This window comes from Microcystis sp. M061S2, from assembly GCF_020245605.1.
Classification (GTDB): domain Bacteria; phylum Cyanobacteriota; class Cyanobacteriia; order Cyanobacteriales; family Microcystaceae; genus Microcystis.
In genome coordinates this window covers 1-24,150 of sequence record NZ_JADBUP010000062.1, presented here as the reverse complement: position 1 = coordinate 24,150, position 24,150 = coordinate 1, and the positions used below count along the sequence as shown (strand labels likewise).

30 protein-coding genes and 1 pseudogene are annotated in these 24,150 nt (G+C 44.4%); 23 read left to right on the top strand and 8 right to left on the bottom strand.

Annotated features, from left to right (window positions below; genetic code table 11):
* Positions 1-14 precede the first annotated feature (14 nt).
* From pth to map, 4 genes are all read right to left on the bottom strand, one after another.
* Positions 15-641, bottom strand: coding sequence for an aminoacyl-tRNA hydrolase (gene pth, locus IM475_RS11280; protein ID WP_287658740.1), 627 nt, complete (start codon positions 639-641; stop codon positions 15-17).
* Between the two features lie 49 nt (positions 642-690).
* Entirely contained in the window at positions 691-915 is a 225-nt protein-coding gene (locus IM475_RS11275; RefSeq protein WP_287658739.1) for a DUF2811 domain-containing protein, read from the bottom strand.
* Positions 916-1,353: 438 nt separating this feature from the next.
* Positions 1,354-1,755 carry a universal stress protein gene (locus IM475_RS11270; RefSeq protein ID WP_287658738.1) on the bottom strand — a complete coding sequence of 134 codons (402 nt, stop codon included), beginning with the start codon at positions 1,753-1,755 and terminating at the stop codon, positions 1,354-1,356.
* Positions 1,756-1,858: 103 nt separating this feature from the next.
* Complete coding sequence (map, locus tag IM475_RS11265) at positions 1,859-2,704, bottom strand: type I methionyl aminopeptidase (protein ID WP_287727596.1); 846 nt, start codon at positions 2,702-2,704, stop codon at positions 1,859-1,861.
* 349 nt (positions 2,705-3,053) lie between these two features.
* Here map and trxA point away from each other — a divergent pair, with 349 nt between their 5' ends.
* The 7 genes from trxA (at position 3,054) to IM475_RS11230 (ending at position 7,280) form a co-directional block, all read left to right on the top strand.
* A complete protein-coding gene (trxA, locus tag IM475_RS11260) occupies positions 3,054-3,371 on the top strand; it encodes a thioredoxin (protein WP_002765348.1) in 318 nt (105 codons plus the stop codon).
* A gap of 33 nt (positions 3,372-3,404) precedes the next feature.
* Positions 3,405-3,689 carry a DUF427 domain-containing protein gene (locus IM475_RS11255; RefSeq protein WP_002750041.1) on the top strand — a complete coding sequence of 95 codons (285 nt, stop codon included), beginning with the start codon at positions 3,405-3,407 and terminating at the stop codon, positions 3,687-3,689.
* On the top strand, positions 3,686-4,159 hold the full coding sequence (gene coaD / locus IM475_RS11250) for a pantetheine-phosphate adenylyltransferase (RefSeq protein ID WP_002758057.1): 474 nt from the start codon (positions 3,686-3,688) through the stop codon (positions 4,157-4,159). Before IM475_RS11255 ends, coaD begins: the two co-directional genes overlap by 4 nt.
* 36 nt (positions 4,160-4,195) lie before the next feature.
* A complete protein-coding gene (locus tag IM475_RS11245) occupies positions 4,196-4,855 on the top strand; it encodes an ATP synthase subunit B family protein (protein ID WP_004163116.1) in 660 nt (219 codons plus the stop codon).
* A gap of 150 nt (positions 4,856-5,005) precedes the next feature.
* The gene (locus IM475_RS11240) at positions 5,006-5,803 is read left to right on the top strand and encodes a hypothetical protein (protein ID WP_287727594.1); all 798 of its coding nucleotides are present in this window, start codon (positions 5,006-5,008) and stop codon (positions 5,801-5,803) included.
* Positions 5,804-5,930: 127 nt separating this feature from the next.
* Complete coding sequence (gene folP, locus IM475_RS11235; protein ID WP_287658733.1) at positions 5,931-6,773, top strand: dihydropteroate synthase; 843 nt, start codon at positions 5,931-5,933, stop codon at positions 6,771-6,773.
* Positions 6,774-6,821: 48 nt separating this feature from the next.
* Entirely contained in the window at positions 6,822-7,280 is a 459-nt protein-coding gene (locus IM475_RS11230; protein WP_002800061.1) for a cupin domain-containing protein, read from the top strand.
* A 17-nt stretch (positions 7,281-7,297) separates the two neighbouring features.
* Here the strand turns inward: IM475_RS11230 and IM475_RS11225 are convergent, their stop codons facing one another.
* Both IM475_RS11225 and IM475_RS11220 read right to left on the bottom strand, forming a co-directional pair.
* Entirely contained in the window at positions 7,298-7,498 is a 201-nt protein-coding gene (locus IM475_RS11225) for a hypothetical protein (RefSeq protein ID WP_079207132.1), read from the bottom strand.
* A gap of 324 nt (positions 7,499-7,822) precedes the next feature.
* Entirely contained in the window at positions 7,823-8,671 is an 849-nt protein-coding gene (locus IM475_RS11220; RefSeq protein ID WP_287727593.1) for an Rpn family recombination-promoting nuclease/putative transposase, read from the bottom strand.
* Positions 8,672-8,729: 58 nt separating this feature from the next.
* Between IM475_RS11220 and IM475_RS11215 the strand changes: the two genes are divergently transcribed.
* The 14 genes from IM475_RS11215 (at position 8,730) to IM475_RS11150 (ending at position 20,888) form a co-directional block, all read left to right on the top strand.
* Positions 8,730-9,617: a S66 peptidase family protein gene (locus tag IM475_RS11215; RefSeq protein ID WP_287727592.1), complete on the top strand. Its 888-nt coding sequence runs from the start codon at positions 8,730-8,732 to the stop codon at positions 9,615-9,617.
* A 64-nt stretch (positions 9,618-9,681) separates the two neighbouring features.
* Complete coding sequence (locus IM475_RS11210; RefSeq protein WP_287727591.1) at positions 9,682-10,659, top strand: SDR family oxidoreductase; 978 nt, start codon at positions 9,682-9,684, stop codon at positions 10,657-10,659.
* A gap of 23 nt (positions 10,660-10,682) precedes the next feature.
* Entirely contained in the window at positions 10,683-11,600 is a 918-nt protein-coding gene (locus tag IM475_RS11205; protein ID WP_002765357.1) for an NAD(+) kinase, read from the top strand.
* A gap of 247 nt (positions 11,601-11,847) precedes the next feature.
* Positions 11,848-12,636, top strand: a complete 789-nt coding sequence (locus IM475_RS11200; RefSeq protein ID WP_287727590.1) for an ion transporter — start codon at positions 11,848-11,850, stop codon at positions 12,634-12,636.
* Positions 12,637-13,027: 391 nt separating this feature from the next.
* On the top strand, positions 13,028-13,390 hold the full coding sequence (locus IM475_RS11195; RefSeq protein WP_002784830.1) for an ATP synthase I: 363 nt from the start codon (positions 13,028-13,030) through the stop codon (positions 13,388-13,390).
* 58 nt (positions 13,391-13,448) lie between these two features.
* Positions 13,449-14,198, top strand: coding sequence for a F0F1 ATP synthase subunit A (atpB, locus tag IM475_RS11190; protein WP_002739857.1), 750 nt, complete (start codon positions 13,449-13,451; stop codon positions 14,196-14,198).
* 230 nt (positions 14,199-14,428) lie between these two features.
* Positions 14,429-14,674 (top strand): ATP synthase F0 subunit C, encoded by a 246-nt coding sequence (atpE, locus tag IM475_RS11185; protein WP_002740068.1) that lies wholly within the window; start codon positions 14,429-14,431, stop codon positions 14,672-14,674.
* Positions 14,675-14,903: 229 nt separating this feature from the next.
* Positions 14,904-15,335 carry a F0F1 ATP synthase subunit B' gene (locus tag IM475_RS11180; RefSeq protein ID WP_002740070.1) on the top strand — a complete coding sequence of 144 codons (432 nt, stop codon included), beginning with the start codon at positions 14,904-14,906 and terminating at the stop codon, positions 15,333-15,335.
* Positions 15,336-15,461: 126 nt separating this feature from the next.
* The gene (locus IM475_RS11175) at positions 15,462-16,004 is read left to right on the top strand and encodes a F0F1 ATP synthase subunit B (protein WP_287660184.1); all 543 of its coding nucleotides are present in this window, start codon (positions 15,462-15,464) and stop codon (positions 16,002-16,004) included.
* Positions 16,005-16,553 (top strand): ATP synthase F1 subunit delta, encoded by a 549-nt coding sequence (gene atpH / locus IM475_RS11170; RefSeq protein ID WP_002763366.1) that lies wholly within the window; start codon positions 16,005-16,007, stop codon positions 16,551-16,553.
* Positions 16,554-16,621: 68 nt separating this feature from the next.
* On the top strand, positions 16,622-18,130 hold the full coding sequence (atpA, locus tag IM475_RS11165; protein ID WP_002784835.1) for a F0F1 ATP synthase subunit alpha: 1,509 nt from the start codon (positions 16,622-16,624) through the stop codon (positions 18,128-18,130).
* Positions 18,131-18,325: 195 nt separating this feature from the next.
* Complete coding sequence (locus IM475_RS11160) at positions 18,326-19,273, top strand: F0F1 ATP synthase subunit gamma (protein ID WP_002800073.1); 948 nt, start codon at positions 18,326-18,328, stop codon at positions 19,271-19,273.
* Positions 19,274-19,661: 388 nt separating this feature from the next.
* The gene (locus IM475_RS11155; RefSeq protein ID WP_002800075.1) at positions 19,662-20,300 is read left to right on the top strand and encodes a MotA/TolQ/ExbB proton channel family protein; all 639 of its coding nucleotides are present in this window, start codon (positions 19,662-19,664) and stop codon (positions 20,298-20,300) included.
* Positions 20,301-20,318: 18 nt separating this feature from the next.
* Positions 20,319-20,888 (top strand): ExbD/TolR family protein, encoded by a 570-nt coding sequence (locus IM475_RS11150; RefSeq protein ID WP_287727588.1) that lies wholly within the window; start codon positions 20,319-20,321, stop codon positions 20,886-20,888.
* Here the strand turns inward: IM475_RS11150 and IM475_RS11145 are convergent, their stop codons facing one another.
* A complete protein-coding gene (locus tag IM475_RS11145) occupies positions 20,889-21,239 on the bottom strand; it encodes a hypothetical protein (RefSeq protein ID WP_002800077.1) in 351 nt (116 codons plus the stop codon).
* Positions 21,240-21,652: 413 nt separating this feature from the next.
* Here IM475_RS11145 and IM475_RS11140 point away from each other — a divergent pair, with 413 nt between their 5' ends.
* Together IM475_RS11140 and IM475_RS11135 are read left to right on the top strand one after the other, a co-directional pair.
* Positions 21,653-22,846 carry an NAD(P)/FAD-dependent oxidoreductase gene (locus IM475_RS11140; protein WP_287727586.1) on the top strand — a complete coding sequence of 398 codons (1,194 nt, stop codon included), beginning with the start codon at positions 21,653-21,655 and terminating at the stop codon, positions 22,844-22,846.
* A 109-nt stretch (positions 22,847-22,955) separates the two neighbouring features.
* Positions 22,956-23,726 (top strand): FkbM family methyltransferase, encoded by a 771-nt coding sequence (locus IM475_RS11135; RefSeq protein WP_287727585.1) that lies wholly within the window; start codon positions 22,956-22,958, stop codon positions 23,724-23,726.
* Here IM475_RS11135 and IM475_RS11130 read toward each other — a convergent pair.
* Positions 23,723-24,004 (bottom strand): annotated as a pseudogene (locus IM475_RS11130) (GAF domain-containing protein); the annotation flags it as partial. The gene IM475_RS11135 and the pseudogene IM475_RS11130 sit on opposite strands and share 4 nt — an antisense overlap.
* Between the last annotated feature and the right edge of the window lie 146 nt (positions 24,005-24,150).

The window sequence follows — 24,150 nt, the reverse complement described above, 5'->3', positions numbered from 1 at the left end:
AGGCTTATTTGCTATCAGCATAGATTAGAGCCAATCTCTACACTTTGATTATTGTAGAGACTCATTGCCTTTTGTAACCCTTGTTTGAGACCAAGTTCGATCGCTTTTCTGGACAAGTCTAACACTTTCAAGATCACTTGGTTTTCTTGGGGGGTGAATCGACCTAAAACGTGGGAAACAGTCGCCTTTTCGGTTGATTTACCGATTCCTATGCGTAAACGAGCGAAGTTTTCCGTGCCAACGTGGGCAATCATCGATTTAATACCGTTGTGTCCGCCCGCCGATCCCGATAGACGGATTCTCAACCGGCCTAGGGGCAGATCCATATCATCGTAAATGACTAAAATCGACTCTGGGGCTAGTTTATACCAGTCCAGCACCGATCGCACCGATTGCCCGGAGCGATTCATATAGGTTTGGGGTTTCAAGAGACGAATTTTGCCCGGGAGAGGACTGTCACCTTCGGCAATAAAACCTTGAAATCGCTTGTTTTCCTGCCAAGATAGCCCCCAATCCCGCGCTAATGAGTCCACAGCTTCAAAACCGATATTATGACGGGTGCGATCATATTTGGGTTCGGGATTACCCAAACCGATAATTAGCTGAGGAATGATTAAATTAGGGGTTTTATCGGAATTCATAGGGGAAAATCGGGCTTTTAACCATGACCCGACTCTTATTATCACTGAATTAGCACTCGGAGCGCTGGAACAAAGTTTCTAGATAAACCTTGGCATAGCTATTTTGCTCCTCAAAATTCATCCTTTCGGAGGATTGACAATTAAGTAGAAAAAATGACAAGGCCGCCGTAAACACACCATCTTGATCCCAACCGGGATGAGTTTCTAGATATTGTTGTAGGGATTGGTGGAGGATTTCGGGGATTTCTGCCAAGATACTGACTGATGTATTCATATCGTTTACCTCTAAATCTGAAGTGGGGAAATCCCTGACTGGTGCAGTGGACAGTAAGGACTATTGTGAGCCAAGTTGCGGGGAGTTGCAATATTACCAGATGTAAAGGAATGCTTTAGAAAAACTTAATATTTACGAGGGAATAAGGGTTAGAGCTAGATTTTATTTACTCAAATTAACAATAACTCAGTATCTATCGATGGGAATTTTGACAATCAAGATTAATTTTTTCTCGAAGCAAGTGCCGATTCTATCGCTGTTGCCTGTGGAAAAGTCTGGGTAAACTGTGGAAAACTTGGGAGTGAGTGGGGAAATACTGGGGAATGTATGGGGGAAAACATTGGGGAAAAATAAGATTTGCAAATTTTAGTCAGCAGTGATGCTCAAGACTACTTAGGCACTCTTGCCAGAGTACCTTTTCTAGCTGAATGCTGGCTGCTATGCTTTCACCACCAATACTGAACAGGTAGCTTCTGCCACCACGAGACTACTAACAGAATCTTCGATCACCCGTTGAACTCCCGTTAATCCCCGGCTGCCGATCACGATCAGATCAGCATGATAGATATTAGCTAAACGAATAATTTCCTCCGCTGGATCACCAAAGATGACCTCGATTTCACTAGGGGTAGCAATCTGGGATTGATAGCAGCGCAATTGATCTTCAATGATCTCACGGGAGGGGTGAGGGCGATCCACTGCCGATTCATCTCCCTCCTTGCCAAGGATATGGGTGAGTATGATGCAAGAATTTGCCGTTAGAGAAAGGTAATTCAAGGACTGAAGGACTCGATCCGATAATTCCCCACAATCTAAGGCAACAACGATATTTTTAAACATTTTGACTAAATCCTGCCGTTAAACAAACTTCCAATTAAGATTAAGGGGCAAAAAATCTTTTATTTTGCCATTATCTAAGGATAATAAGCCTAGATAGACAATTTTATAGGTTATTGCGCTCGGTTAAGATTTCGTAACCCGTGGCGGTTACTAAGACAGTATGCTCAAACTGAGCGGAGAGAGCATTATCCATCGTCACCACCGTCCAACGATCGCGCAAAGTTCTGGTATGTTTAGATCCCGCGTTGACAATTGGTTCAATTGCCAGAGTCATCCCGGCGCGGAGTTTGACATTGGGTAACTGATTAGTGCGAAAATTAAATACCGAGGGTTCTTCGTGGAGATTTCTGCCGACTCCATGACCGGTAAAATCTTCTACTACTTGGAAACCGTTAGCTTGAACGTGATCTTCGATCGCTCCCGCAATATCGAGCAGATAATTGCCCGCTTTTACCTGATTTATGCCTTTATATAAAGCTTCTTCCGCCACGCGGATTAATTTTTCGGTTTTTGGAGAGACGGAACCGATAGCGATCGTGATACAGGAATCCCCATGATAACCTTGGTAGTAGGCCCCCGTATCTACCTTTAACACAGAACCGGCTTTGAGGCGTTTTTTCGGGCTAGGGATACCGTGAACGACTTCGTTATCGACGGAGGCACAAATCGAGGCAGGAAAGCCATAATAACCTTTAAAACTGGGAGTAGCACCCATTTCGCGGATACGTTTTTCCGCATAGGCATCCAAATCCGCCGTCGTCATCCCGGGTTGAGCGATATCGGCAATTTCCTTGAGGACTGTGGCGGCAATTTTACCCGCTTGTCGCATAATCACGATTTCTGCGGCGGATTTAGTTTCGATTCCCCGGCGGCTTTTCTGTACTCGCGGTGAACCTACTTGCTCTGGGGTTTTAGTTTCGGGAAAAAGCAGCTTGGTTAGGATGTTCATGGAGATTTGGCTCAGAGTCTTTACCTAACTTAGCATTTTCCCGGCGATCGATGACTGCTCTGGAGAAATCAAGGAACATCTAGAAAAAGAAAAGTCTCAAGGGGTGACAAGCAGATTGAAAGTGAAACAGGGTGTGGGGGTAAGGTGTAGGGAAAAACCTTGAGACTTTCCCCGAAATGAGGACGAGAGAATCAGGTTTAAGCTTAAGTAAGTTAATGAATTTGACGGCTGACAGCGAGGAGATTTTCCCCACACCCCACACCCAGCCTAGACTTCAACCTCGTTGTCACCCCTTCAGTAGAAAAGCTATAGTAGGGAAAAGGCTATTTTTCCGGCGAGGTGACAATTTATGGCAGTCAAAAAAGAGTTTTCCAGTTTTCAGGAACTGTTGCAAACCACTAATCTTCCCGTGTTAGTGGATTTCTATGCCACTTGGTGCGGTCCTTGTCAAATGATGGCTCCGATTCTAGAACAAACGGGAATGTATTTCAAAAATCGCCTACAAATTGTCAAAATTGATACAGACAAATATCCCAATTTAGCCACTAAGTACGGTATTCAAGCTTTACCGACTTTAGTAGTCTTTAAAAATGGTCAACCGATCGATCGAATCGAGGGAGTGGTGCAGGTTAACCAACTGGTTCAACATTTACAAACTCTGTTGTAAGATAATTTTGAACCAGAACTAGGAGTTAGTGTCATGGCAAAGGCGATTTGGAATGGTGCAGTGGTAGCGGAAAGCGATAACTGTGAAATTGTCGAGGGTAACTACTATTTTCCCCCCGATACCATCAAAGCTGAATATTTTCAACCCAGTAACACCCATACAATTTGTTCTTGGAAGGGAGAGGCTAGTTACTATACTCTCAGGGTAGATGGACAGGACAATAAAGATGCCGCTTGGTATTATCCCGATCCTAAGCCAAAAGCCCAAAATATCAAAGGATATATCGCTTTTTGGCGAGGTGTGCAGGTTGAGAAATGATCGCCATCTACCCCGGCAGCTTCGATCCAGTTACACTCGGTCATTTAGATATTATCGAACGCAGTGTGCCACTATTCGAGCGAGTAATCGTGGCAGTTCTCTGCAATCCCCATAAAAACCCCTTATTTACCGTCGAAAAACGCATAGAACAGATTAGCTACTGTACAAAACACCTGAAAAACGTTGAGATAGACAGTTTTTCAGGATTGACGGTTGAATATGCCAGATTGAAAGGGGCCAAGGTACTTTTACGGGGGTTGCGGGTCCTCTCGGACTTTGAAAAAGAACTGCAAATGGCACACACCAATAAAACCCTCTGGGAAGGGATCGAAACGGTTTTTTTAGCCACCACTAAAGAATATAGTTTTTTAAGCAGTAGCGTGGTTAAAGAAATCGCTCAATTCGGTGGCTCCGTCACCCATCTAGTCCCAGAAAACGTTTCTAGGGATATTTACTCATACTACAGTTAACATACTAGAATACAGCAATGAGGACGATCTGAACCTATGGCGCGCCGAGAACCTAATGATCGCAGAAAAGCAGTACCTAACACTTCTAATAGTGGGGTTCCCAGTCCACCCGTCGATTTCGATATCTATCAGGATTTGGCGCGTCTGCAAGAGATGATTTTTGATAGTTTCCATATCCCCCTCACCCGTTGGACAATCATCGATGAGGGACAGATAGCCGAACAGATCGATCTCATCTATGAAACCGTGCCACCCGCAGTACAGAAAGCTTTAGCAATTTTGCAGGAAGAACAGGAAATTATCACTAAAGCGGAGGAATACGCTCAACAAGTCCTTCGTTCCGCTCAACAAAGAGCGGCCCAAATTCTCGATGAGTCCGGTATTATTCAACAAGCAGAACGGCAAGCGGCCCAAATTCGTCAACGGGTTCAGCAGGAGTGTGAATCCTTGCAACAACAAACCCTCGATGAAATCGAACAGATGCGTCACAGCACCTTGCAGGAAGTGCAACAGTTACGACAAAAAACCCAAGCTGAATGTCATGAAATTCAAAAAGGCGCTGACGACTATGCCGAAGCGGTTTTAGAACATCTCGATCGAGAATTAGGGGAAATGTTACAAGTTATCCGCAACGGTCGTCAACAGGTAAGATCGAAACCAACATCGTCAAAAAATCTACCCGGAGAACGTCCTTAATCAGTGATCAGTGATCAGTGATCAGTTATCAGATGTAAGTTTTAAGTTAATTAGTTAGTTATCTTTATCCCTGATTACTGTTTACTATTTACCGCTCACTGAAAAGAACCAAACCCCGAATCCCTCACTGATAACTGATAACGGAATTTCATGAATAACTCCTCCTCGAATTCCCATCTATTCGGACGCTTTCTTAGCGGGTTATTCAGCTGGAAAATTTGGTTATTTGTCCAGATATTTCAAGGTAGTAAAAGCTTTTATCGATTCCTGTATCATTATTTATATCGTCGTCCTAAAATCGATCGCATTCTCGGTAGCGATGTCATCTATATTCCCGATAAAAAACTTTATAGCATTCCCCTCGATGTGGTGAAAATGGAGCAGCAAATGGTTAATAGTGATCGCCAGCAGTTGACTTCTATTACTACTTGGAAAGTTAAAACGATTCATCCCACCATCACCGAAACCGAGATACAATTCCACGATATTACCGTCGATTTACAACAGGTACACCTGATTAAATCCGATCTTAATAACTACGATTATATTAACACTCGCCGCTTGGCTCCTCTGGTGAAAACCTTGCTTTTTGAAATTAACCCCAAAATTGCCAGTTTAGTAGAAAAGAGAAATCAATTACATAGACTGCGAAATCTGGCCGCATCTTCCGAAATTTTTCATTCACAAACTCCATTATATGATCGAGCAATTAATCAAGTCCAGCTAATTATTGATCAAGCGGAAACTTTGAGACAAGAATGTTTAAAATTTATCCGAGAAACCCTGATCGAACGGGAATTAGTGCAATCCGATATCGATACCAATCTCGTTGATTGTACCCTCGATTTTGCCAGTCAATATCAACTAATTGAAGAAAAATATCAACTCTGGAAAGAAGAAGTACAAGCTTATTTTCAATTAAAAGATTCTTCCCTACCTAAAAATTAACTATGACCATCAGTATTCAGGAGTCAGGAGCCAGTATTCAGGAGTCAGGAGATTATTTTTATTTATTCTCCCCACTTCATAATTCATAATTCATAATTCATATACTTTTTCAACAGGATTTAGTATTATGTCTAGTTTAACGGCAATTCGTGAACATATTTTTGCTTGGGGAAAACGCACCTATATCATGGGTGTTTTAAACGTTACTCCCGATAGTTTTAGTGATGGGGGAGAATTTGACAATGTTGAAAATGCCCTGCTACAGGCGATGAAAATGATCGAGGCCGGGGCTGATATAATCGATATCGGTGGTCAATCCAGCCGTCCGGGAGCCGAAGAAATTAGCCTAGAAGCAGAATTATCGCGAGTTATCCCCGTAATCACCGCTATTCGACAACAAAGTTCTATTCCTATCTCTCTCGATACCACCAGGGCGATCGTGGCAGCCCAAGGTATCGCCGCCGGGGCCGATTTGATCAATGATATTTCTGGGGGAACCTTCGATCGCCTATTATTGCCCACGGTGGCTAAATTGGCCGTTCCCATCATCCTCATGCACCTGCGGGGCAATCCGCAAACGATGCAATTCTTAACACATTATGATGATTTAGTCAAGGAAATTAAAGAATTTTTACAGAATCGCGTTAAGGAAGCTTTACAGTGGGGCATTGCTAGGGAAAATATTATCATCGATCCGGGGATTGGTTTCGCCAAAACTGGACGACAAAATCTTGAGTTATTGCGAGAATTAGGGCAATTTCGGGATTTAGGTTTACCTATTTTAATTGGATTGTCGAGAAAACGCTTTATCGGCGAGATTACAGGCAAAGATGACCCAAAAGAACGAGTTTTCGGAACGGCGGCGGCCTGTGCCATAGCGATCGCTAAGGGGGCCGATATCCTGCGCGTCCATGATGTGGCCGCGATCGTAGATGTGAGTAAAGTGGTGGACGCAATCGAGCGAAGTTGAAAATTTTTGCTAGTCTTAGAATCATCCACACTTCGATCGAAATTAGCGATGAATAGCCAACTAACTAGCGATCATTGTATGTTACCCGTGATTCGATCTCCCCGAGATTATCAAGTTTTTCGCATTAGTGCTGGGGATACGAATCGTTTAGCGATCGTCTTTGATTCTACCGTAGCGGGGGATTCCTTGACCGTCTGTGTGGAAATTTTCGATCCCCACGGTTGCACCCCTACCCATCGTCATCATTTTGCCGTAGAAATGTTTTTTATCCTCAAAGGGGAAGGAATGGCTATCTGTGATGGTAAACCGATTCCCCTGGGGCCGGGGGATAGTTTATTAGTCCGTCCTACGGGTATTCACGAGATTAGAAATGTGGGGGACGGAAGACTTTATGCACTATGTTTTATGGTTCCTAATGAGGATTTTTCGGAATTAATTCGCAATGGTATCCCAGAGGAGTTAGACGCAGAAGATTTAGAGGTGTTGATGGGAACTATTAAAGGATAATCAAGCAATACCATCCCTTAAATTTTGGGCTTTTTTTCTAGAAAGAGGGCGATAAAAAAGGTAAAGGTTCCTCCCAGAAGTCCGAAGATTAGCCAATTTAATCTTGGATAGCCTTTATTGATAGCGATGACTGTAGCAATGCCACCGATGAGACAATGCCAGAAAAAAAGCAACAAGAATAAATCCAAACTGGGAGAAATATCAGCAATTAGTTTCATATTTTATCAGTAGAGCGATCGAGTTAATTTTTTAGATAGCAAATCTCGAGAATTTTTCCAATGACCGAATCCCTGACCCGATTTTATGTTTATTTACATCTATAAGTATTTCTCTTATTTTTTTGTCCAAGGCCATTTTGTTCCCATCTCGGTTAAAGCTGAAAAAACTAGATAGAGAATGAGAAAAGCAACACAAAAGAAGAAAGTCAATAAGTCGTTATTCATCGAGTTATCCCTGATAGCTTAAAGGTCACTGATTCACTACTATCCATTTGTTCACTACTTAGCAACTGCTGTGTTTATAGACTTTTGAAACAGGTTTAATTATTGTTGCTGTTGTGCCAAATAGTTAAGCACTGTTTCCAGAGTCAAGTCTAAGCGTTCCGAGATTTGTTGCGGGGTTAAACCGAGGTCTTGCAGTAGAGGAATTGTTTTCAATTTTTGCAAGTTTATTCCCTGTTCAATTCCCTGTTCAATTCCCTGTTCAATTCCCTGTTCAATTCCCCGTTCAATGCCATCTCCAAAAGCTTCTTGATAGAAACGAGTTTGTTTTAGGTCTTGTAGTTCCAACATAGCTTCAATTTCCTCTCGACTTTTTTGGGGTAACTTATAAATGATTATCGTTTCGATTAAATCAATGACATTTTTCTGCACTAAGCGATCGCTCACTTCTCTTTGAGCCTGTTTAATTAAAATCTTAGCAGAATTAACAGCTTGACTCTCACTTTCCGTAACCAATTTGATTAGGGCGATCGCTAAGGAAGGAGTCTCGTCATTTGGCAATTCATCCAGATAGATTCTTTTAATCCTGGCCAAGGATAAAAAATCGGCAAATTGCTGGGGATGTTCTCGCTCAATTTCTCGACTGGGATAAATAACAACTATCTGCCAGGGTGACAAAGGTTTATACTGTCTAAGATACAGGAAAAGTTCCGAAAATAATCGATAATATAGGTCTTCATCCTTTTGAAACTGCACTTCTACCAGATAAAAGGGTGAATTTTCTAGATGATCGAGCGGCAAAAATAAACCATCTAATCGAAAAGCTAGTTGTTTGACTTCTTGAGAAGTAAATCGATAATTGTTAACCCTAGCATCGGGTCGTTCAATTAATTCAAAGAACGAATCGGGAAAATCGAGAAACATTCGATAGAATATGCTGTCAGTTTTCATGCTGTCACAAAATTACCTGTAATTTCCGCTTAATCCGCCCACAAAAGAGAATTAACCTATGATCATCCCATCATTTCTGCAACCCGGTGCTAAAGTTTCTCTGGTGGCCACCAGTGGATCCGTCAAGGAATTAGCCGCCCTAGAAAAAGGCGTAGAAATCTGGCGATCGAGGGGTTATCAAGTGGAATTTAGCGAGAATTGGGCTAATCGTCTCGGTTATCTCGCCGGTAGCGACGAGGAACGTCGTCAAGCTTTAGCCCAAACATGGCAAGATGCCGATTGTCAAGCAATTCTCTGCGCTAGGGGGGGTTACGGTAGCGCTCGCCTCTTAGAAAATTGGACATGGGCAAAAACTAACCCGAAATGGTTAATCGGTTTTTCCGACGTGACGGGGATTTTATGGAGTTTAGCGAAACAGGGCATCTGTAGCGTTCACGGTCCAGTTTTAACCACCTTAGCCCAAGAAAGTCCCCAATCAATCGATCGCCTCTTTTCTCTCCTAGAAGGTCGTCCTTTAGCCCCTCTTGTCGGTCAAGGTTGGGGTGGGGGCAAAGTGCGGGGACGCTTATTAGCAGCTAATTTAACCGTAGCCACCCATCTCCTCGGAACCTCGGTTCAACCCACCCTAGAGGGGGTAATTTTAGCCCTAGAGGACGTAACCGAGGCCCCCTACCGAATTGATCGAATGTTAACTCAGTGGCGAATGCTGGGCATTTTCTCCCAAATTAAAGCCATTGCTCTCGGTCGTTTTAGCCGTTGTCTGGCGGCCCCCGGCAGTGATAGTCAAACCGTAGAGGAAGTCTTAAAAGAGCGTTTGGGCGATTTAGGCATTGCGGTTATTGCTGAGTTACCTTTCGGTCATGATGGCGATAATGCCGCTTTACCGGTGGGAACAATGGTAGAACTGGACGGGGATCGGGGAATCTTAGAATTTTTCTATCCCTAATGATCCACTTTTTTGATAGTATCTTAGAGAAGTGTTAACAAATGTAACAAAAAATTAATTATAGATGAAAGTATTAGTTGTCGGTGCGACGGGAACCCTAGGGCGACAGATCGTGCGTCATGCCATCGATCAGGGACATCAAGTGCGTTGTTTAGTACGCAGTCAGAGAAAAGGGGCTTTTTTGAAGGAATGGGGCGCGGAATTAGTCGGGGGAACCCTGCGGGATAAAAGTACCATTACTCCTGCTTTAGAGGGAATGGACGCGGTGATCGATGCCGCTACTGCCCGGGCGACGGACTCAGCCAGCATTAAACAGGTGGATTGGGATGGTAAAGTTAATCTGATTCAAGCAGCCAAAACCGCCGGAGTAGATCGCTTTATTTTCTTCTCGATTCTCAATGCCGAAAAATATCCCAACGTGCCTTTGATGGAGATAAAACGCTGTACCGAGAAATTTCTAGCAGAATCGGGGTTAAAATATACAATTCTCCGTCCCTGTGGCTTCATGCAGGGTTTAATCGGTCAATACGCCATCCCGATGTTAGATAATCAAACGGTCTGGATCACGGGGGAAAGTACAGCGATCGCCTACATGGACACCCAAGATATCGCTAAATTCGCCGTTCGCGCTTTAGAAGTCCCCGAAACCGTCGGTCAGTCCTATCCCGTGGTGGGCAGCAAAGCTTGGAAAGCTGAAGAAATTATCGAAGTTTGCGAACGCCTATCGGGTAAAGAGGGGAAAATTTGGCGTTTACCCATGGGATTACTGCGTTTTATGCGAGGAATAACCCATTGTTTCCAGTGGACTTATAATATATCTGACCGACTAGCTTTTGCGGAAGTTCTCGCTAGTGGTCAAGCTCTTGATGCCCCCATGGCAGAAGTTTATCAAGTATTTGGCCTTGATCCGAGTCAAACAACTACTTTAGAATCCTATTTACAAGAATACTTTAGCCGCATTCTCAAGAAGCTCAAGGAAATCGACTTCGAGAAACAAAAAGCTCAGAAGAAGAAGAAAACCCCTTTCAAAAAGAAAGCGTGAACCAGCAGTAGGAAAATTTGTCAATGCCCAAAATCGGCATTATTTACAACGATATTAAGCCTATCGCTTGTAAAACAGCCCATCAGATACAAGATCAGCTACTTTCCCTAGGTTGGCAGGTGTTTATGGCTACCGGCAGCGGTGGCCTGCTAGGCCATTCTAAACCCTCTCGTCCGGTTTGTTTTACTCCGATCGATCAGTTAGTCCCCCCCCACTTCGAGCAAGATTTAAGTTTTGCGATCGTGTTGGGTGGCGATGGTACAGTCCTATCGGCGGCCCGGCAGTTGGCCACCCTCAATTTGCCCCTGTTAACGGTCAATACGGGACACATGGGCTTTTTGACCGAAATTTACCTAAATCAGCTTGAACCCGCCTTAGAACTGGTTCTAGAGGGAAAATACACCCTCGAAAATCGCTCGATGATCACGGTGCGACTGTTTCGCGAAGATACCCTCCTCTGGGAGGCACTTTCTCTCAATGAGGTGGTCGTCCACCGGGAACCCCTCACCAGTATGTGTCATTTTGAGATTCAAATTGGTGAACACGCACCCGTCGATATCGCTGCCGATGGGGTGATTCTCTCCACTCCTACCGGTTCTACTGCCTATGCTCTCAGCGCTGGTGGCCCAGTAATAACTCCCGATGTGCCGGTATTACAATTAGCTCCCATTTGTCCCCATTCTTTAGCTTCGAGATCCTTGGTATTTTCTGACAAGGAAACTGTAAATATTTTTCCAGCAACTGCTAATCGGATGGTGATGGTAGTGGACGGTAATGGCGGTTCTTATATCTTGCCAGAAGATCGAATTAATGTGCAGAAATCGCCCCACCAAGTCCATTTTATTCGTCTGCAATCAACGGAATTCTTCCGCATCCTCCGGGAAAAATTGGGTTGGGGTTTGCCTCATATTGCTAAACCAACTTCGGTGGAATTGCCCTAATCAGTTATCAGTTATCAGTTATTAGTTATTAGTTATTAGTTATTAGTTATTAGTTATTAGTTATTAGTTATTAGTTAAGTAGTCGGACATAAATTCTGTTGTCTATCTTAAGAAATGTAAATTGCCGCAATTCCTACTGACGACCGACTCCTTACCCCACAGTTAACTTTACTTTTGTCCAACTACTTATCAGATGTGAGCTTTCAGTTCATTGATTGCTGGTTACTGTTTACTGATAGCTGAATTTATGCTCTCTTTTCGTGCCAAGATAGCTTTTTATTTAGAGGATGTCACCACGGCGATCGGACTGATAGTAAATCTGCTTATCTTGGCATTAATTTTACTCTCTTTGGGGATTTATGTGGCTCAAACCTATCCCTTATCTGCGACTTGGCAAATGTGGTTACGTCAGCTTGATGGGGGAATTTTAAGCTTATTTTCCCTAGAGTATTTAATTCGGTTTTGGTGTGCGGAATCAAAACTAGGCTTTGTTTTTAATATTTTTTCTATCCTAGATTTATTATCAATTCTTCCCCTATTTTTTGGTTTTTTTGATATTAGGTTTTTTAGAATTTTTCGCTGGTTTAGAATTTTGCGAGTGATTCGTTTTTTTGGTTCCGATCTCTCTATTTTTCAAATTAAAACTTCCGATCAGATAGTATTTACTCGCATATTACTAACTCTATTTTCGATTATTTTTGTCTATGCGGGTTTAATTTATCAGATCGAACACCCGATTAATCCTCAAGTCTATCGGACATTTTTTGATGCTTTTTACTTCGCCGTTGTGACTATGACTACCGTGGGATTTGGGGATGTGACTCCCCTATCTGATAATGGTAAAATGCTGACAGTTTTAATGATTTTAACGGGAGTTTTGTTAATTCCCTTGCAAATTAGCGATCTGACTAAACAAACATTAAAATCTGGCACTCAAATTGATTATCCTTGTCCAGATTGTGGTTTACCCCGTCACGATATAGATGCCAATTTTTGTAAAAACTGTGGCGCAAAACTCTTAAAAAAACCTGATTGAGAGTAATTCTGGCCAAAGGGAGGGTGGGGAGATGAGGAAGTGGGGTGTGGGGAATTATGAATTATGAATTATGAATTGGGAAGTGGGGAAGTGGAGCATTTGGCTGAAATTTCCCCAAACCCCTAAACCCCTAAATCCCTATCACCCTATCTCCCGACTCGGAGTCTCGGAGTCTCGGAGTCTCCCGACGACCGACGGAATCATCACAATTTACAATTGCTTAATAATTGTTGCCACTGCCGTGATAATATGTCTTGTGGCTCACCTGAGCGTCATAGCTCGGAAAGCAATCCAGATATTGAGATTAGTCTATCGCTGATTTAGGTGTACCTTGTCTGACCCATCGATCGAATCTCCCCCAACCCCAGAAACCAACCCGCCGTCAGATCCGATGCGGGAATACTATCAACTACAAAACACCTTATTGATCACCACCCTGATCTTAAGCGGTCTGATCTTTATACCCGTGTGGCTGTTTTATTCCCTCAATACCGCCCTTAATTACCTACTAGGGGCAATGGTGGGAGTCGTTTACCTAAAACTCCTGGCCGGGGAAGTGGAAAAATTGGGGGTAACGAAAAATCGGGTAGGCAAAAAAGGATTAGCCCTATTCGCTGGATTAATCATCATCGCCAGTCGTTGGCAAGAACTGCACATAGTGCCAGTTTTTTTGGGTTTTTTGACCTATAAAGGGGCGATCATCGTCTATACCCTGCAAACCATCTTCAAGCTGGAGCAGAAAGGCGATTCCTAAACCCTTTGACCGTTAAAAATAACCCTGATTTGCGAACCCGAATCTCCCCAAGGTAGAAATGTTAGACAGTTTAAGTGTGCTTAATTTTTATAGCCTCGCTTCCCTGGAAGTGGGACAACACTGGTACTGGCACATCGGCGGACTAAAAATTCACGGGCAAGTGATCGCGGTCTCCTGGATCGTCTTCGCTATCTTAATCATCGCCTCGATCGCCGCTACCCGCAAAATCCAGAAAGTCCCTAGCGGTATTCAAAACCTCATGGAGTACGTTCTCGAATTTCTGCGCGATTTAGCCAAAAACCAGCTAGGAGAAAAGGAATATCGACCCTGGTTGCCCTTCATCGGCACCCTATTTTTATTTATTTTCGTTTCTAACTGGTTAGGGGCCTTGATTCCTTGGAAGTTAATCGAACTGCCCGAAGGAGAATTAGCCGCCCCCACTAACGACATCAATACCACGGTGGCGTTAGCCCTACTGACTTCCCTCGCTTACTTCTACGCAGGCATCAGTAAAAAAGGACTCGGTTACTTCGCTCACTACCTAGAGCCGATTCCCGTGCTATTACCGATCAAAATTTTAGAAGACTTTACCAAACCCCTCTCCCTCAGCTTCCGTCTTTTCGGAAACATCCTCGCGGACGAGTTGGTAGTGGCCGTATTAGTCTTCCTTGTCCCCCTAGTCGTACCCCTACCCCTGATGGCTCTCGGTTTATTTACCAGCGCTATTCAGGCCCTTGTCTTCGCCACCCTTGCCGGGGCCTATATCCATGAGGCACTGGAATCGGAACACGAAGAGGAACACGCTTAAAAGCGAGGGACGAAAACAGAAAAATTTCTTAGGGAAAAGTGTCCAAATAATAGGATAATAACTAAGAAATTATTGGTCGAATTCAGGATGAGCAACTGAATTCCAGGATCGTTCTTTCCCAAAAACTCTTTCGGGAGTTTTGAGCAGAAAACCAGCCATTTTTTACGGCTGAGAACGCGCTCTGTAAACAACAGATTGAAATTGATTAGTAAATAGAGGAAAAAATCACCATGAACCCCACAGTAGCTGCCGCTTCCGTTATCGCCGCCGCCCTCGCCGTTGGTTTAGCCGCTATCGGCCCCGGCGTTGGTCAAGGTACCGCTTCTGGAGAAGCTGTTTCCGGTATCGCCCGTCAACCCGAAGCTGAAGGAAGAATTCGTGGTACCCTTCTCCTCAGCTTGGCATTCATGGAATCCTTAACCATCTACGGTTTGGTTATCGCTCTCGTTTTACTGTTCGCTAACCCCTTCGCCTAATTAAAAAAGCAGTGGGCTATCAGCCCCCAGTCCCCAGCTTGGCGGGCGAGTTTTCAAAACTCTAAAAAACGCCGAAGGAGCCAACTAAAAAACCTAGTTTTTGGGACGGAAGGCTGATAGCTAATTAAGGGAATTTTAGTGATTCCCCCTGACTGTTTACTTTTAAAGCAGGGGGATCATCTTCCTTTTTTGAACCTGTCTATAGCTTCTATTTATCAGGAATAAATCAATGTTTGATTTCGATGCCACCCTGCCAGTGATGGCACTACAGTTTATTCTTTTGGCAGTGATCCTGAACGCCGTTTTTTATAAACCCCTCAGTAAAGTTTTAGATGAACGGGCGGAGTATATTCGGCAAACGGAAGGCGGAGCCAAAGAACAACTAGCCAAAACCGAAGCACTGGTACAAGAGTACGAATTGCAATTAACTTCGGCTCGTAAACAATCCCAAGAGATTATCGCCCAAGCGCAAGCTGAGGCCCAAAAACTAGCCAGCGAACGAGTTGCCGCAGCCCAAAAAGAAGCGATCGCCCGTAAAGAAGCCGTCGCCGCCGAAATTGCCCAACAGAAAGAAGAAGCCTTTCGTTCTCTAGAAGGACAAGTGGCCTCTCTTTCCCGTCAAATTCTCGAAAAACTCCTCGGCCCCGAACTCGTTCGCTAAACCCCAGCCCTTGGTTAATAAAAGTGATCAGTAAAAAGATAGAACTCAGTCATCAGAAGTTAGAAGACTGATAACTTACCTCTGATAACTGATAACTGAATAACCTACTCCCCGCCCTCAATAACCATGATCATCGACACAGTTTTATTATTAGCCACGGAGGCGAAGGAAGCGGCAGCAGAAGGATTCGGCATCAACACCGATATCCTAGGAACTAACCTATTTAACCTCTCGATTCTGCTCGGTTTAGTCATCTTCTACGGCCGCAAAGTTCTCGGACAAATCCTCGGAGAACGTCAGTCGAAGATTGCTGAAGCTTTAGCCGAAGCTGAAAACCGGAAAAATATTGCCGCTACCGCCCTCGCCGAAGAACAGAAAAAACTCGCCCTGGCAAAACAAGAGGCCGAAAAAATTATCAATAACGCTCGATCTAGAGCTAAAACTGTCACCGCCGACATCGCCGCCCAAGCCGAACTCGATATTCAAAGAATGCGCGAAAGTGCCGCTAAAGATCTCTCGGCGGAACAGGATCGCGTTTTAGTAGAATTACGCCAAAGAATTACCGCTTTAGCCTTAGCTAATGTGGAATCCCAATTAAGCGCCGGCCTGGAAGAATCGGTACAACAAACCCTAATTGATCGCAGTTTGGCCAACCTAGGAGGTAAATAGATGCAGGGAAGTTTAATCAGTTCAGAAATCGCCGAACCCTACGCCCAAGCATTACTTTCCGTCGCCCAAAGCAGCGGACAATTAGAAGCGATTGGCGGCGAAATTAAATCCCTCTTAGAATTGTTGGAAAATGCCCCCGATCTAAGAGCTTTTATCGGCAATCCCGTCATCAAAGAAGAAGCTAAAAAAGCCGTTCTTTCCCAAGTAATGGGGAGCAGTGCCAATCCCTATTTAACTAACTTCATGATGTTATTAGTCGATAAACGTCGGATTCAATTTTTAGAACCCGTTTGTCAACAATATCTCACCCTGGCTAGAGTGCTGACTAACACCGTTTTAGCGGAAGTTTCCTCGGCCACCGAATTGAACGATAGCCAAAAACAAATCGTCATCGACAAAGTGAAAACCCTGACCGGGGCAAATGTGGTCGAACTGAAAACCAAAGTTGATGGCAGCCTCATCGGTGGTGTGGTGATCAAAGTCGGTTCTCAGGTCTTTGATGCCAGCATTCGCGGTCAACTACAACGCCTCAGCCTCTCCCTGCGCTAAGGTCATCTAATCTCCCTTTTTTGCCGTTTTTTCACCTCCTAATTTTTTACTTTTTCCCAGATTAAACTATGGTAGCTATCAGACCCGACGAAATTAGCACGATTATTCGTCAACAGATCGAATCCTATAACCAAGAAGTACAGGTCTCCAACGTGGGAACCGTCCTGCAAGTGGGTGACGGTACTGCCCGCATCTACGGCCTACAACAGGCCATGTCGGGAGAACTATTAGAATTTGAAGATGGAACCGTCGGCATCGCCCTTAACCTCGAAGAAGATAACGTCGGCGCGGTGTTAATGGGGGACGGTTTCGGGATTAAAGAAGGCGGTACGGTGAAAGCTACCGGTAAAATCGCTCAGGTTCCCGTGGGTGAAGCCTTAGTCGGCCGCGTGGTTGATGCTCTCGGTCGTCCCATTGACGGGAAAGGGGACATTATCGCCAGCGAAACCCGTCTGGTGGAATCCCCCGCCCCCGGTATTGTCGCTCGCAAATCCGTCTGTGAACCGATGCAAACCGGCATTACCGCTATCGATGCCATGATTCCCGTCGGTCGCGGTCAACGGGAGTTAATTATCGGTGACAGAAAAACTGGTAAAACAGCGATCGCCATTGACACGATCATTAACCAGAAAAGCGAAGACGTGATCTGTGTCTATGTCGCCATCGGTCAAAAAGCCTCCACCGTCGCCCAAGTAATCGACACCCTCACCCAAAGAGGTGCCATGGATTACACCGTGGTGGTGGCCGCTAACGCTAACGACCCCGCCACCCTCCAGTATATCGCCCCCTACACCGGAGCTTCGATCGCCGAATACTTCATGTATAAAGGCAAAGCGACCCTGGTTATCTACGATGACCTCACCAAGCAGGCTCAAGCTTATCGTCAGCTATCCCTGCTCATGCGTCGTCCTCCCGGTCGGGAAGCTTACCCCGGCGACGTTTTCTATCTCCACTCCCGTTTACTAGAGCGCGCCGCTAAACTCAGCGATGCCCTCGGTGGTGGTAGCATGACCGCCCTGCCGATTATCGAAACCCAGGCCGGTGACGTTTCTGCCTACATTCCCACCAATGTAATTTCGATTACTGACGGTCAGATATTCCTCTCCACCGACCTCTTTAACGCTGGTTTCCGTCCCGCTATTAACGCTGGTATTTCCGTATCCCGCGTGGGTTCGGCAGCCCAAACGAAAGCGATGAAGAAAGTTGCCGGTAAATTAAAACTGGAATTAGCCCAGTTTGACGAATTAGAAGCTTTTGCTCAATTCGCTTCTGACCTTGATGCGGCAACCCAAGCACAACTGGCTCGCGGTCAACGTCTGCGTCAAATCCTCAAACAACCCCAAAACTTCCCCCTCTCCGTTTGGGAACAGGTCGCAGTGGTTTATGCCGGTTTAAACGGTTATCTCGACGATATCGCCACCGATAAAGTTATCGATTTCTGCGCCGGTTTACGCGAATACCTGAAAACCAGCAAACCTCGCTACGTTGAGATCGTCAGCACTGAAAAACAACTCAACGACGAAGCGGAAGGCCTGCTCAAAGATGGCATCAATGAGTACAAACAGGCTTTCAAGTAAACTTCTGTGAGCTTTAAGCTGTCAGCCTTTTCAGTTATCAGTGATCAGTAAACAGTGATCAGTAAACAGTGAAAAGATGGCCAGAAACTGCTATTTAGTACTGCTCACTTAACACATACTGCTCACTTAAAACTCCAATCTGATAACTGATAACTGATGACTGATAACTGATAACTGATAACTGATAACTGAATTATGCCTAATCTCAAAGCGATTCGCGACCAAATTCAATCGGTCAAAAATACCAAAAAAATTACCGAGGCCATGCGTCTGGTGGCGGCAGCAAAAGTGCGTCGCGCCCAAGAACAAGTTCTCTGTACCCGTCCTTTTGCCGATGCCCTCGCTCAGGTACTTTATAATCTGCAAGGTCGTTTAGCCTTTAGTGATGTTAATTTACCCCTACTGGCCCAACGGGAAGTAAAAACCGTGGCTCTGTTAGTAGTCACAGGCGATCGAGGTCTTTGTGGCGGTTATAATACTAACGTCATCCGTCGTGCCGAACAACGGATGAATGAATTAAAAGAGCAAGGGATTAACTATCAATTAGTGGTTGCCGGCCGAAAAGCGGCACAGTATTTCGAGCGCCGCAATGCTCCAATTGCCGCTAAATTTATTAACCTCGAACAGATTCCCACTGCCGATGAAGCTGGCACTATTGGGGATGAATTGCTTTCCTTATTTTTATCGGAAACAGTCGATCGAGTCGAGTTAATTTATACTCGTTTTATCTCCCTGATCAGTGCCACTCCGGTGATTCAAACCCTGTTACCTTTAACTACCCAAGGTTTAGCGGTACAGGATGACGAGATTTTCCGTTTGGTGACTAAAGAGGGAAAATTTAAGGTACAACGGGAAAAAATGGCCAGCCAACCGGCGCAGGTTTTTCCCCAAGACATGATTTTTGAGCAGAATCCCGTTCAAATTCTCGATTCTCTCCTACCTTTGTACTTAAATAACCAATTACTGCGCGCCCTCCAGGAATCGGCAGCGAGTGAATTAGCAGCCCGGATGACGGCGATGAGTAACGCCAGCGAGAACGCCAGCGAGTTAATCGGGACTTTAAGCCGGACTTACAACAAAGCGCGTCAAGCCGCTATTACGCAAGAGTTGTTAGAAGTAGTAGCGGGAGCCAATGCTCTCTAGGTTTAAGCCAGTTTTTCTTTTAATTATCAGTAGGAGTGATTATTTTCACTCCTTTTTTTTATAGTAGCTGGCGTAAAATCCCACACCCTGCCCCACGAAAAACCTTTTCGGCAAACCCCAGATAGCCGTGGTTTAGACTTCTCAGGCCAGAATTAGCTTCAAATAGAGTCGGGGCAATCCCTAATGCCTTTTTTGACATCTTCGGGCCTCTTGAAAAGCCCCATCTCATCCTGTATTGTAAGTCAGCGGAAGAACTATAAATGTCAATCGATTAAGCTAAATCTTAAACTATAATCCTTAAACTATAATCATTACCCGATCGCCCGGTATTGGAGGGACAAAACAACTCGTGAGTATAACTGATTTAATCCAAAAAGGCGGAGTGGCTATGTGGCCGCTGCTTTTTCTGTCTATTTTAGCTCTTAGCACTATTATCGAACGAATTTGGTTTTGGAGTCGCACCCTCCTTAGTGAGGGCCAGATTTTAAATCGCATTATGGAATCCGCCATCCGTAACTGGGATTTGGCAGCAAAAGTCGCTAGGGATTCCCGCAATCACCCCATCGGTAGCTATCTTTATGCTCCCCTGCGCTTAGAAAATCCAGATCCAGAGGTTTTTCACTTTGCCCTCGAGTCAGCTGCCGATGAACAATTATCTCTAATGAAACGGGGCGATAAAATCCTTGAGGCAGTCATCGCCCTTTCTCCCCTGCTAGGATTATTAGGAACGGTACTCGGTTTAATTACCTCTTTGGCTAATATTCAACTGAGTGACCTGGGAACTTCCTCCACAGCCGGAGTAACTTTAGGTATTAGTGAAGCTTTAATTTCCACCGCTACCGGCTTAATTGTCGCTATCTTTAGCCTCGCTTTCTATCGCATTTTTCAGGGACTCTGGTTCAATCAAGCTAGAATTTTTCGCAAGGCTGGCAGTGATTTAGAAATTATCTACCGTCAACGTTGGCTAGATGGAGAAGACCAACAATACTCCCTCAGTGCTAACCTAGAAAAACCCCTCGATCGCTAAGTCTCCCCCTTATAACCCATGGCCGAAACTAAATCTCTTAACCACAAAAAGTCAAAAAGTAGCCATATCACAGCCCGTCCGCTCAAATTATGGCATGATCAACACCGCATTCAAGAGGATGTGCAGGTTAATATCATTCCCTTGATTGATGTAATTTTCTGTATTCTTACCTTCTTTATTCTCGGTGCAGTGGGATTGTCTCGCCAACAGGCTATCAGTCTTGATTTACCGAAAGCTAGTACCGCTACCACCCCGATGCGGGAAATGTTGGTGGTTAGTCTCGATGATTTCGGACAACTCTACGTCGAAAAACAGATGGTGACTCGCCTCCAGTTATTCGAGGCAATCAAGAATTATCATCAATATAGTCCCAATGGACTGATGGTACTGAATGCCTCCAGAAATGCCAGTTATAACGAAGTGGTTGGGGTTTTAGATCTACTGCGACAGGTGGGCGGCGATCGCGTGGCTTTAGCGACTCTATCGGGGGAGGCTAACAATCCCACCATGGAAAATAGCAATCCTTTGCCCAATTTGCCGACTAATCCTACCTTACCCGGTTTACCCAATCCTCTGGGCAGAAATTAACTAGGAATGGATGCGATAGCTGAGTAATTGTTCTTCGAGAGCTGCAATGCGATTGTAAGCCGCCGTCAATTGTGCCGTCAATCGGCGAATTTGGATTTCATCGGCAAAAGAATTATCGCCATTGACAGCCGGGGCCTGTTTGCCACCGTGATCCCGGAGAATATCTTTATGATCGTAGAGGCTATTATCCGATAACTCGGAAAAACCAACCATGTCCAGGGATTCTCGCAGGGAATGACTCGATTTATCCTTGGCTAGGATAGCAATTTGCTGGCCGAGGCTTTCGACAATATCCTGTAGACGATCGACTTTCCGATCAAGACTGATAATCTGTTGTTGTAGTCCATTCATGCAATTACCTAGGGATTAAGGAGGCTTCCCCTCTATGCTAGGCTCTGGAGGAGATGGACTATAACAATTTATGATTGATTTAACGATCCCTTTACTGCCCTTAACTAATCTCAACATATTGCCCCGGTCAACCGGCTGCACCCGATAGCACTTCTATTAGAAATTAAGGTAAGCTGTTGAGCAGTAAGCCTCGATTTTAAGGAGCTAATTATGTTTAAAAATTGGTCTTTCGACGATTGGATGAATCATATTCTTTTTCTGGCTACAATTGTGGCTTTGCTGACGATTTGGCTGGGTAGATAAATAAAAACTATTTTTCTTTCCTTGCTTTACCGAAAATTTGGGTTTCAGGTTCCCCGTCCATTTCACGGCAGGGAGTGTCAAAATAAGAAACAAAACCCTCAGCGATCGATATGACTGACTCAAGCCCAAAAATTTGTATTCTCGGTGGTGGTTTTGGTGGACTCTATACTGCTTTACGTTTGAGTCAATTGCCTTGGACCGATCAACACACCCCCCAAATTACCTTAATTGATAAAAACGATCGCTTTTTATTTTCTCCCCTTCTCTACGAATTAGTCACCTCAGAACTGCAATCCTGGGAAATTGCTCCCCCTTTCAGCGAATTGCTCGCTAATACCCCCGTTGACTTCCAACAGGGAACCGTCACGGCGATCAATGTTAATAATCATAAAATAACCCTTGACAATCAAAACGATATATGCTATGACCGCCTCGTCATCGCCCTCGGTGGTCAATCTTCCCTTGACTTCCTACCCGGGGCCAGAACCCACGCTATCCCCTTCCGTAGTCTCGAGGATGCCTATCGTCTTCGGGATCGACTCAAAACCCTAGAACAATCCGATCGCGATAAAATCCGGGTCGCCATTATCGGGGGCGGTTATAGCGGCGTAGAATTAGCCTGTAAGCTGGCCGATCGCCTCGGAGAAAGGGGAAGAATTCGTCTGATCGAAAGAAATAGCGATATACTCGGCCCTTCAACCCAATTTAACCGCGACACCGCCAAAAAAGCCCTAGAAAAACGTCTGGTTTGGTTAGACCTCGAAACCACCGTCGCCGATATCCAAGCGGATCGCCTCTCCCTTGACTACAAAGGACAGATCGACAATATCCCCGTTGATCTAATTCTCTGGACCGTTAGCCCGATCGCCTCCCCACTGCTCGCTAATTTGCCTCTAGCACATAATGAGCGCAAATTACTAAAAGTTAATCAATATTTACAAACTGTCGAAAACCCCACTATCTACGCGATCGGCGATGCGGCCGATAGTCGCGATCAAGACGATAAACCCTACGCTGCCACGGCCCAAGTGGCCCTTCAACAGTCCGACTACTGCGCTTGGAATATTTGGGCGAGTTTTCACGATAAACCGGCTTTACCCTTCCGTTATCAACCTTTAGGCGAAATGTTGACCCTCGGAGTCGATGAAGCTACCATTAGCGCTTTAGGACTAGAATTAGCCGGTCCCCTTGCCCATCTTACCCGTCGCTTAGTCTATCTCTACCGTCTGCCCACCCTTAACCATCAAATCGCCGTAGCATTTAACTGGATTACCCAACCGCTTTTATCCCTCATCTCTGAGTAACAGTTGCAGGGACAGAGGATAATTAAAGTGACTTTTTTTACTCTAGTTACTTGTCCCTTCGATTGCTATATTGACTGTATCAATTACCCTCCTAATTTACAAAACAATTATGAGCATTAAAAGCTGGCTGAAAAATTTGATTCATGAATTGAGTCTTGAGACTTACAAGAAAGTTTCCCCCGATTCCTTCCCTGCTGGTTGGGATGTGGCCTCAGATATAGAAAGAATTTGTCATCACCAGCAACCAAAGATTATTTTTGATGTCGGGGCCAATATTGGACAAACAGGCAGTTACTTTCATCAAAAATTTCCTCAAGCTGATATTCTTTGTTTCGAGCCAATCAAGGAAACTTTTACCCAATTATCTCAAAAATTTGCTGATAATCAGCGAATTCGCTGTTTTCCGATCGCTTTAGGCGAGCAACCTTCAGAAAAAACAATTATTTTAAACTCTAATTCTCAACAAAACTCCCTCAGCGATGCCTTAAACCGGCCCGTAGGGGAGAATCAAGGCCAATCCACCGACAAAACAGAAACAATTACAATTGATAGCTTAGATAATTTTTGTCAAGATCAGGGGATAGATAGGATAGACCTGCTTAAAATGGATACAGAGGGTTATGAGCTACAGGTTTTAGCCGGAGCAACCAATTTTCTAGAAGAAAGAAAAATTGCCATGATTCTTTCAGAAGTTGGGTTTCGTCCCTCCGATTTTCGCCATACATTTTTTACCAAAATTTACGACCAATTGTATCAACAAGGCTTTCGTTTTAATGGTCTATACGATTTATCCTATTGGTCTCCCTATCCCTATGAAGGACTAATTTACTGTAACGCTTTATTCGTGAATGCCAATCTGATCAAAAATCGCTTTTACTAAGAATCTGGCCAAGAACAAAGATATTCCTCCACTAATAAACTATCTCGATCGGTCAATTCCTGACCATCGAGACGGTTTAAAAGCATTACTGCACCAAATAACTGATTATTAAACCTAATTAACACAGCTAAAGCCGTTTTTATCCCCAAAGCGACCGCTATATCCTGACGGATGCGATTATCTCCTAGAGTTTGTCCCACCACCACCGGACAACTACCCAAGTAAACCACCGTACACAATCCCGACGTGGCAATATCAACCCTTTTGCCCACAATTGCCCGTATGAATTATCAATTATCAATTATGAATTATGAAGTGGGGAGAGGGAATTATCAATTATCAATTATGAATTATGAAGTGGGGAGAGGGAATTATCAATTATCAATTATGAATTATGAAGTGGGGAGAGGGAATTATCAATTAT

Coding starts and splice junctions, on each gene's coding strand:
- pth (WP_287658740.1), bottom strand. CDS start 641: ATGAATTCCGATAAAACCCCTAATTTAATCATTCCTCAGCTAATTATC.
- IM475_RS11275 (WP_287658739.1), bottom strand. CDS start 915: ATGAATACATCAGTCAGTATCTTGGCAGAAATCCCCGAAATCCTCCAC.
- IM475_RS11270 (WP_287658738.1), bottom strand. CDS start 1,755: ATGTTTAAAAATATCGTTGTTGCCTTAGATTGTGGGGAATTATCGGAT.
- map (WP_287727596.1), bottom strand. CDS start 2,704: ATGAACATCCTAACCAAGCTGCTTTTTCCCGAAACTAAAACCCCAGAG.
- trxA (WP_002765348.1), top strand. CDS start 3,054: ATGGCAGTCAAAAAAGAGTTTTCCAGTTTTCAGGAACTGTTGCAAACC.
- IM475_RS11255 (WP_002750041.1), top strand. CDS start 3,405: ATGGCAAAGGCGATTTGGAATGGTGCAGTGGTAGCGGAAAGCGATAAC.
- coaD (WP_002758057.1), top strand. CDS start 3,686: ATGATCGCCATCTACCCCGGCAGCTTCGATCCAGTTACACTCGGTCAT.
- IM475_RS11245 (WP_004163116.1), top strand. CDS start 4,196: ATGGCGCGCCGAGAACCTAATGATCGCAGAAAAGCAGTACCTAACACT.
- IM475_RS11240 (WP_287727594.1), top strand. CDS start 5,006: ATGAATAACTCCTCCTCGAATTCCCATCTATTCGGACGCTTTCTTAGC.
- folP (WP_287658733.1), top strand. CDS start 5,931: ATGTCTAGTTTAACGGCAATTCGTGAACATATTTTTGCTTGGGGAAAA.
- IM475_RS11230 (WP_002800061.1), top strand. CDS start 6,822: ATGAATAGCCAACTAACTAGCGATCATTGTATGTTACCCGTGATTCGA.
- IM475_RS11225 (WP_079207132.1), bottom strand. CDS start 7,498: ATGAAACTAATTGCTGATATTTCTCCCAGTTTGGATTTATTCTTGTTG.
- IM475_RS11220 (WP_287727593.1), bottom strand. CDS start 8,671: ATGAAAACTGACAGCATATTCTATCGAATGTTTCTCGATTTTCCCGAT.
- IM475_RS11215 (WP_287727592.1), top strand. CDS start 8,730: ATGATCATCCCATCATTTCTGCAACCCGGTGCTAAAGTTTCTCTGGTG.
- IM475_RS11210 (WP_287727591.1), top strand. CDS start 9,682: ATGAAAGTATTAGTTGTCGGTGCGACGGGAACCCTAGGGCGACAGATC.
- IM475_RS11205 (WP_002765357.1), top strand. CDS start 10,683: ATGCCCAAAATCGGCATTATTTACAACGATATTAAGCCTATCGCTTGT.
- IM475_RS11200 (WP_287727590.1), top strand. CDS start 11,848: ATGCTCTCTTTTCGTGCCAAGATAGCTTTTTATTTAGAGGATGTCACC.
- IM475_RS11195 (WP_002784830.1), top strand. CDS start 13,028: ATGCGGGAATACTATCAACTACAAAACACCTTATTGATCACCACCCTG.
- atpB (WP_002739857.1), top strand. CDS start 13,449: ATGTTAGACAGTTTAAGTGTGCTTAATTTTTATAGCCTCGCTTCCCTG.
- atpE (WP_002740068.1), top strand. CDS start 14,429: ATGAACCCCACAGTAGCTGCCGCTTCCGTTATCGCCGCCGCCCTCGCC.
- IM475_RS11180 (WP_002740070.1), top strand. CDS start 14,904: ATGTTTGATTTCGATGCCACCCTGCCAGTGATGGCACTACAGTTTATT.
- IM475_RS11175 (WP_287660184.1), top strand. CDS start 15,462: ATGATCATCGACACAGTTTTATTATTAGCCACGGAGGCGAAGGAAGCG.
- atpH (WP_002763366.1), top strand. CDS start 16,005: ATGCAGGGAAGTTTAATCAGTTCAGAAATCGCCGAACCCTACGCCCAA.
- atpA (WP_002784835.1), top strand. CDS start 16,622: ATGGTAGCTATCAGACCCGACGAAATTAGCACGATTATTCGTCAACAG.
- IM475_RS11160 (WP_002800073.1), top strand. CDS start 18,326: ATGCCTAATCTCAAAGCGATTCGCGACCAAATTCAATCGGTCAAAAAT.
- IM475_RS11155 (WP_002800075.1), top strand. CDS start 19,662: ATGTGGCCGCTGCTTTTTCTGTCTATTTTAGCTCTTAGCACTATTATC.
- IM475_RS11150 (WP_287727588.1), top strand. CDS start 20,319: ATGGCCGAAACTAAATCTCTTAACCACAAAAAGTCAAAAAGTAGCCAT.
- IM475_RS11145 (WP_002800077.1), bottom strand. CDS start 21,239: ATGAATGGACTACAACAACAGATTATCAGTCTTGATCGGAAAGTCGAT.
- IM475_RS11140 (WP_287727586.1), top strand. CDS start 21,653: ATGACTGACTCAAGCCCAAAAATTTGTATTCTCGGTGGTGGTTTTGGT.
- IM475_RS11135 (WP_287727585.1), top strand. CDS start 22,956: ATGAGCATTAAAAGCTGGCTGAAAAATTTGATTCATGAATTGAGTCTT.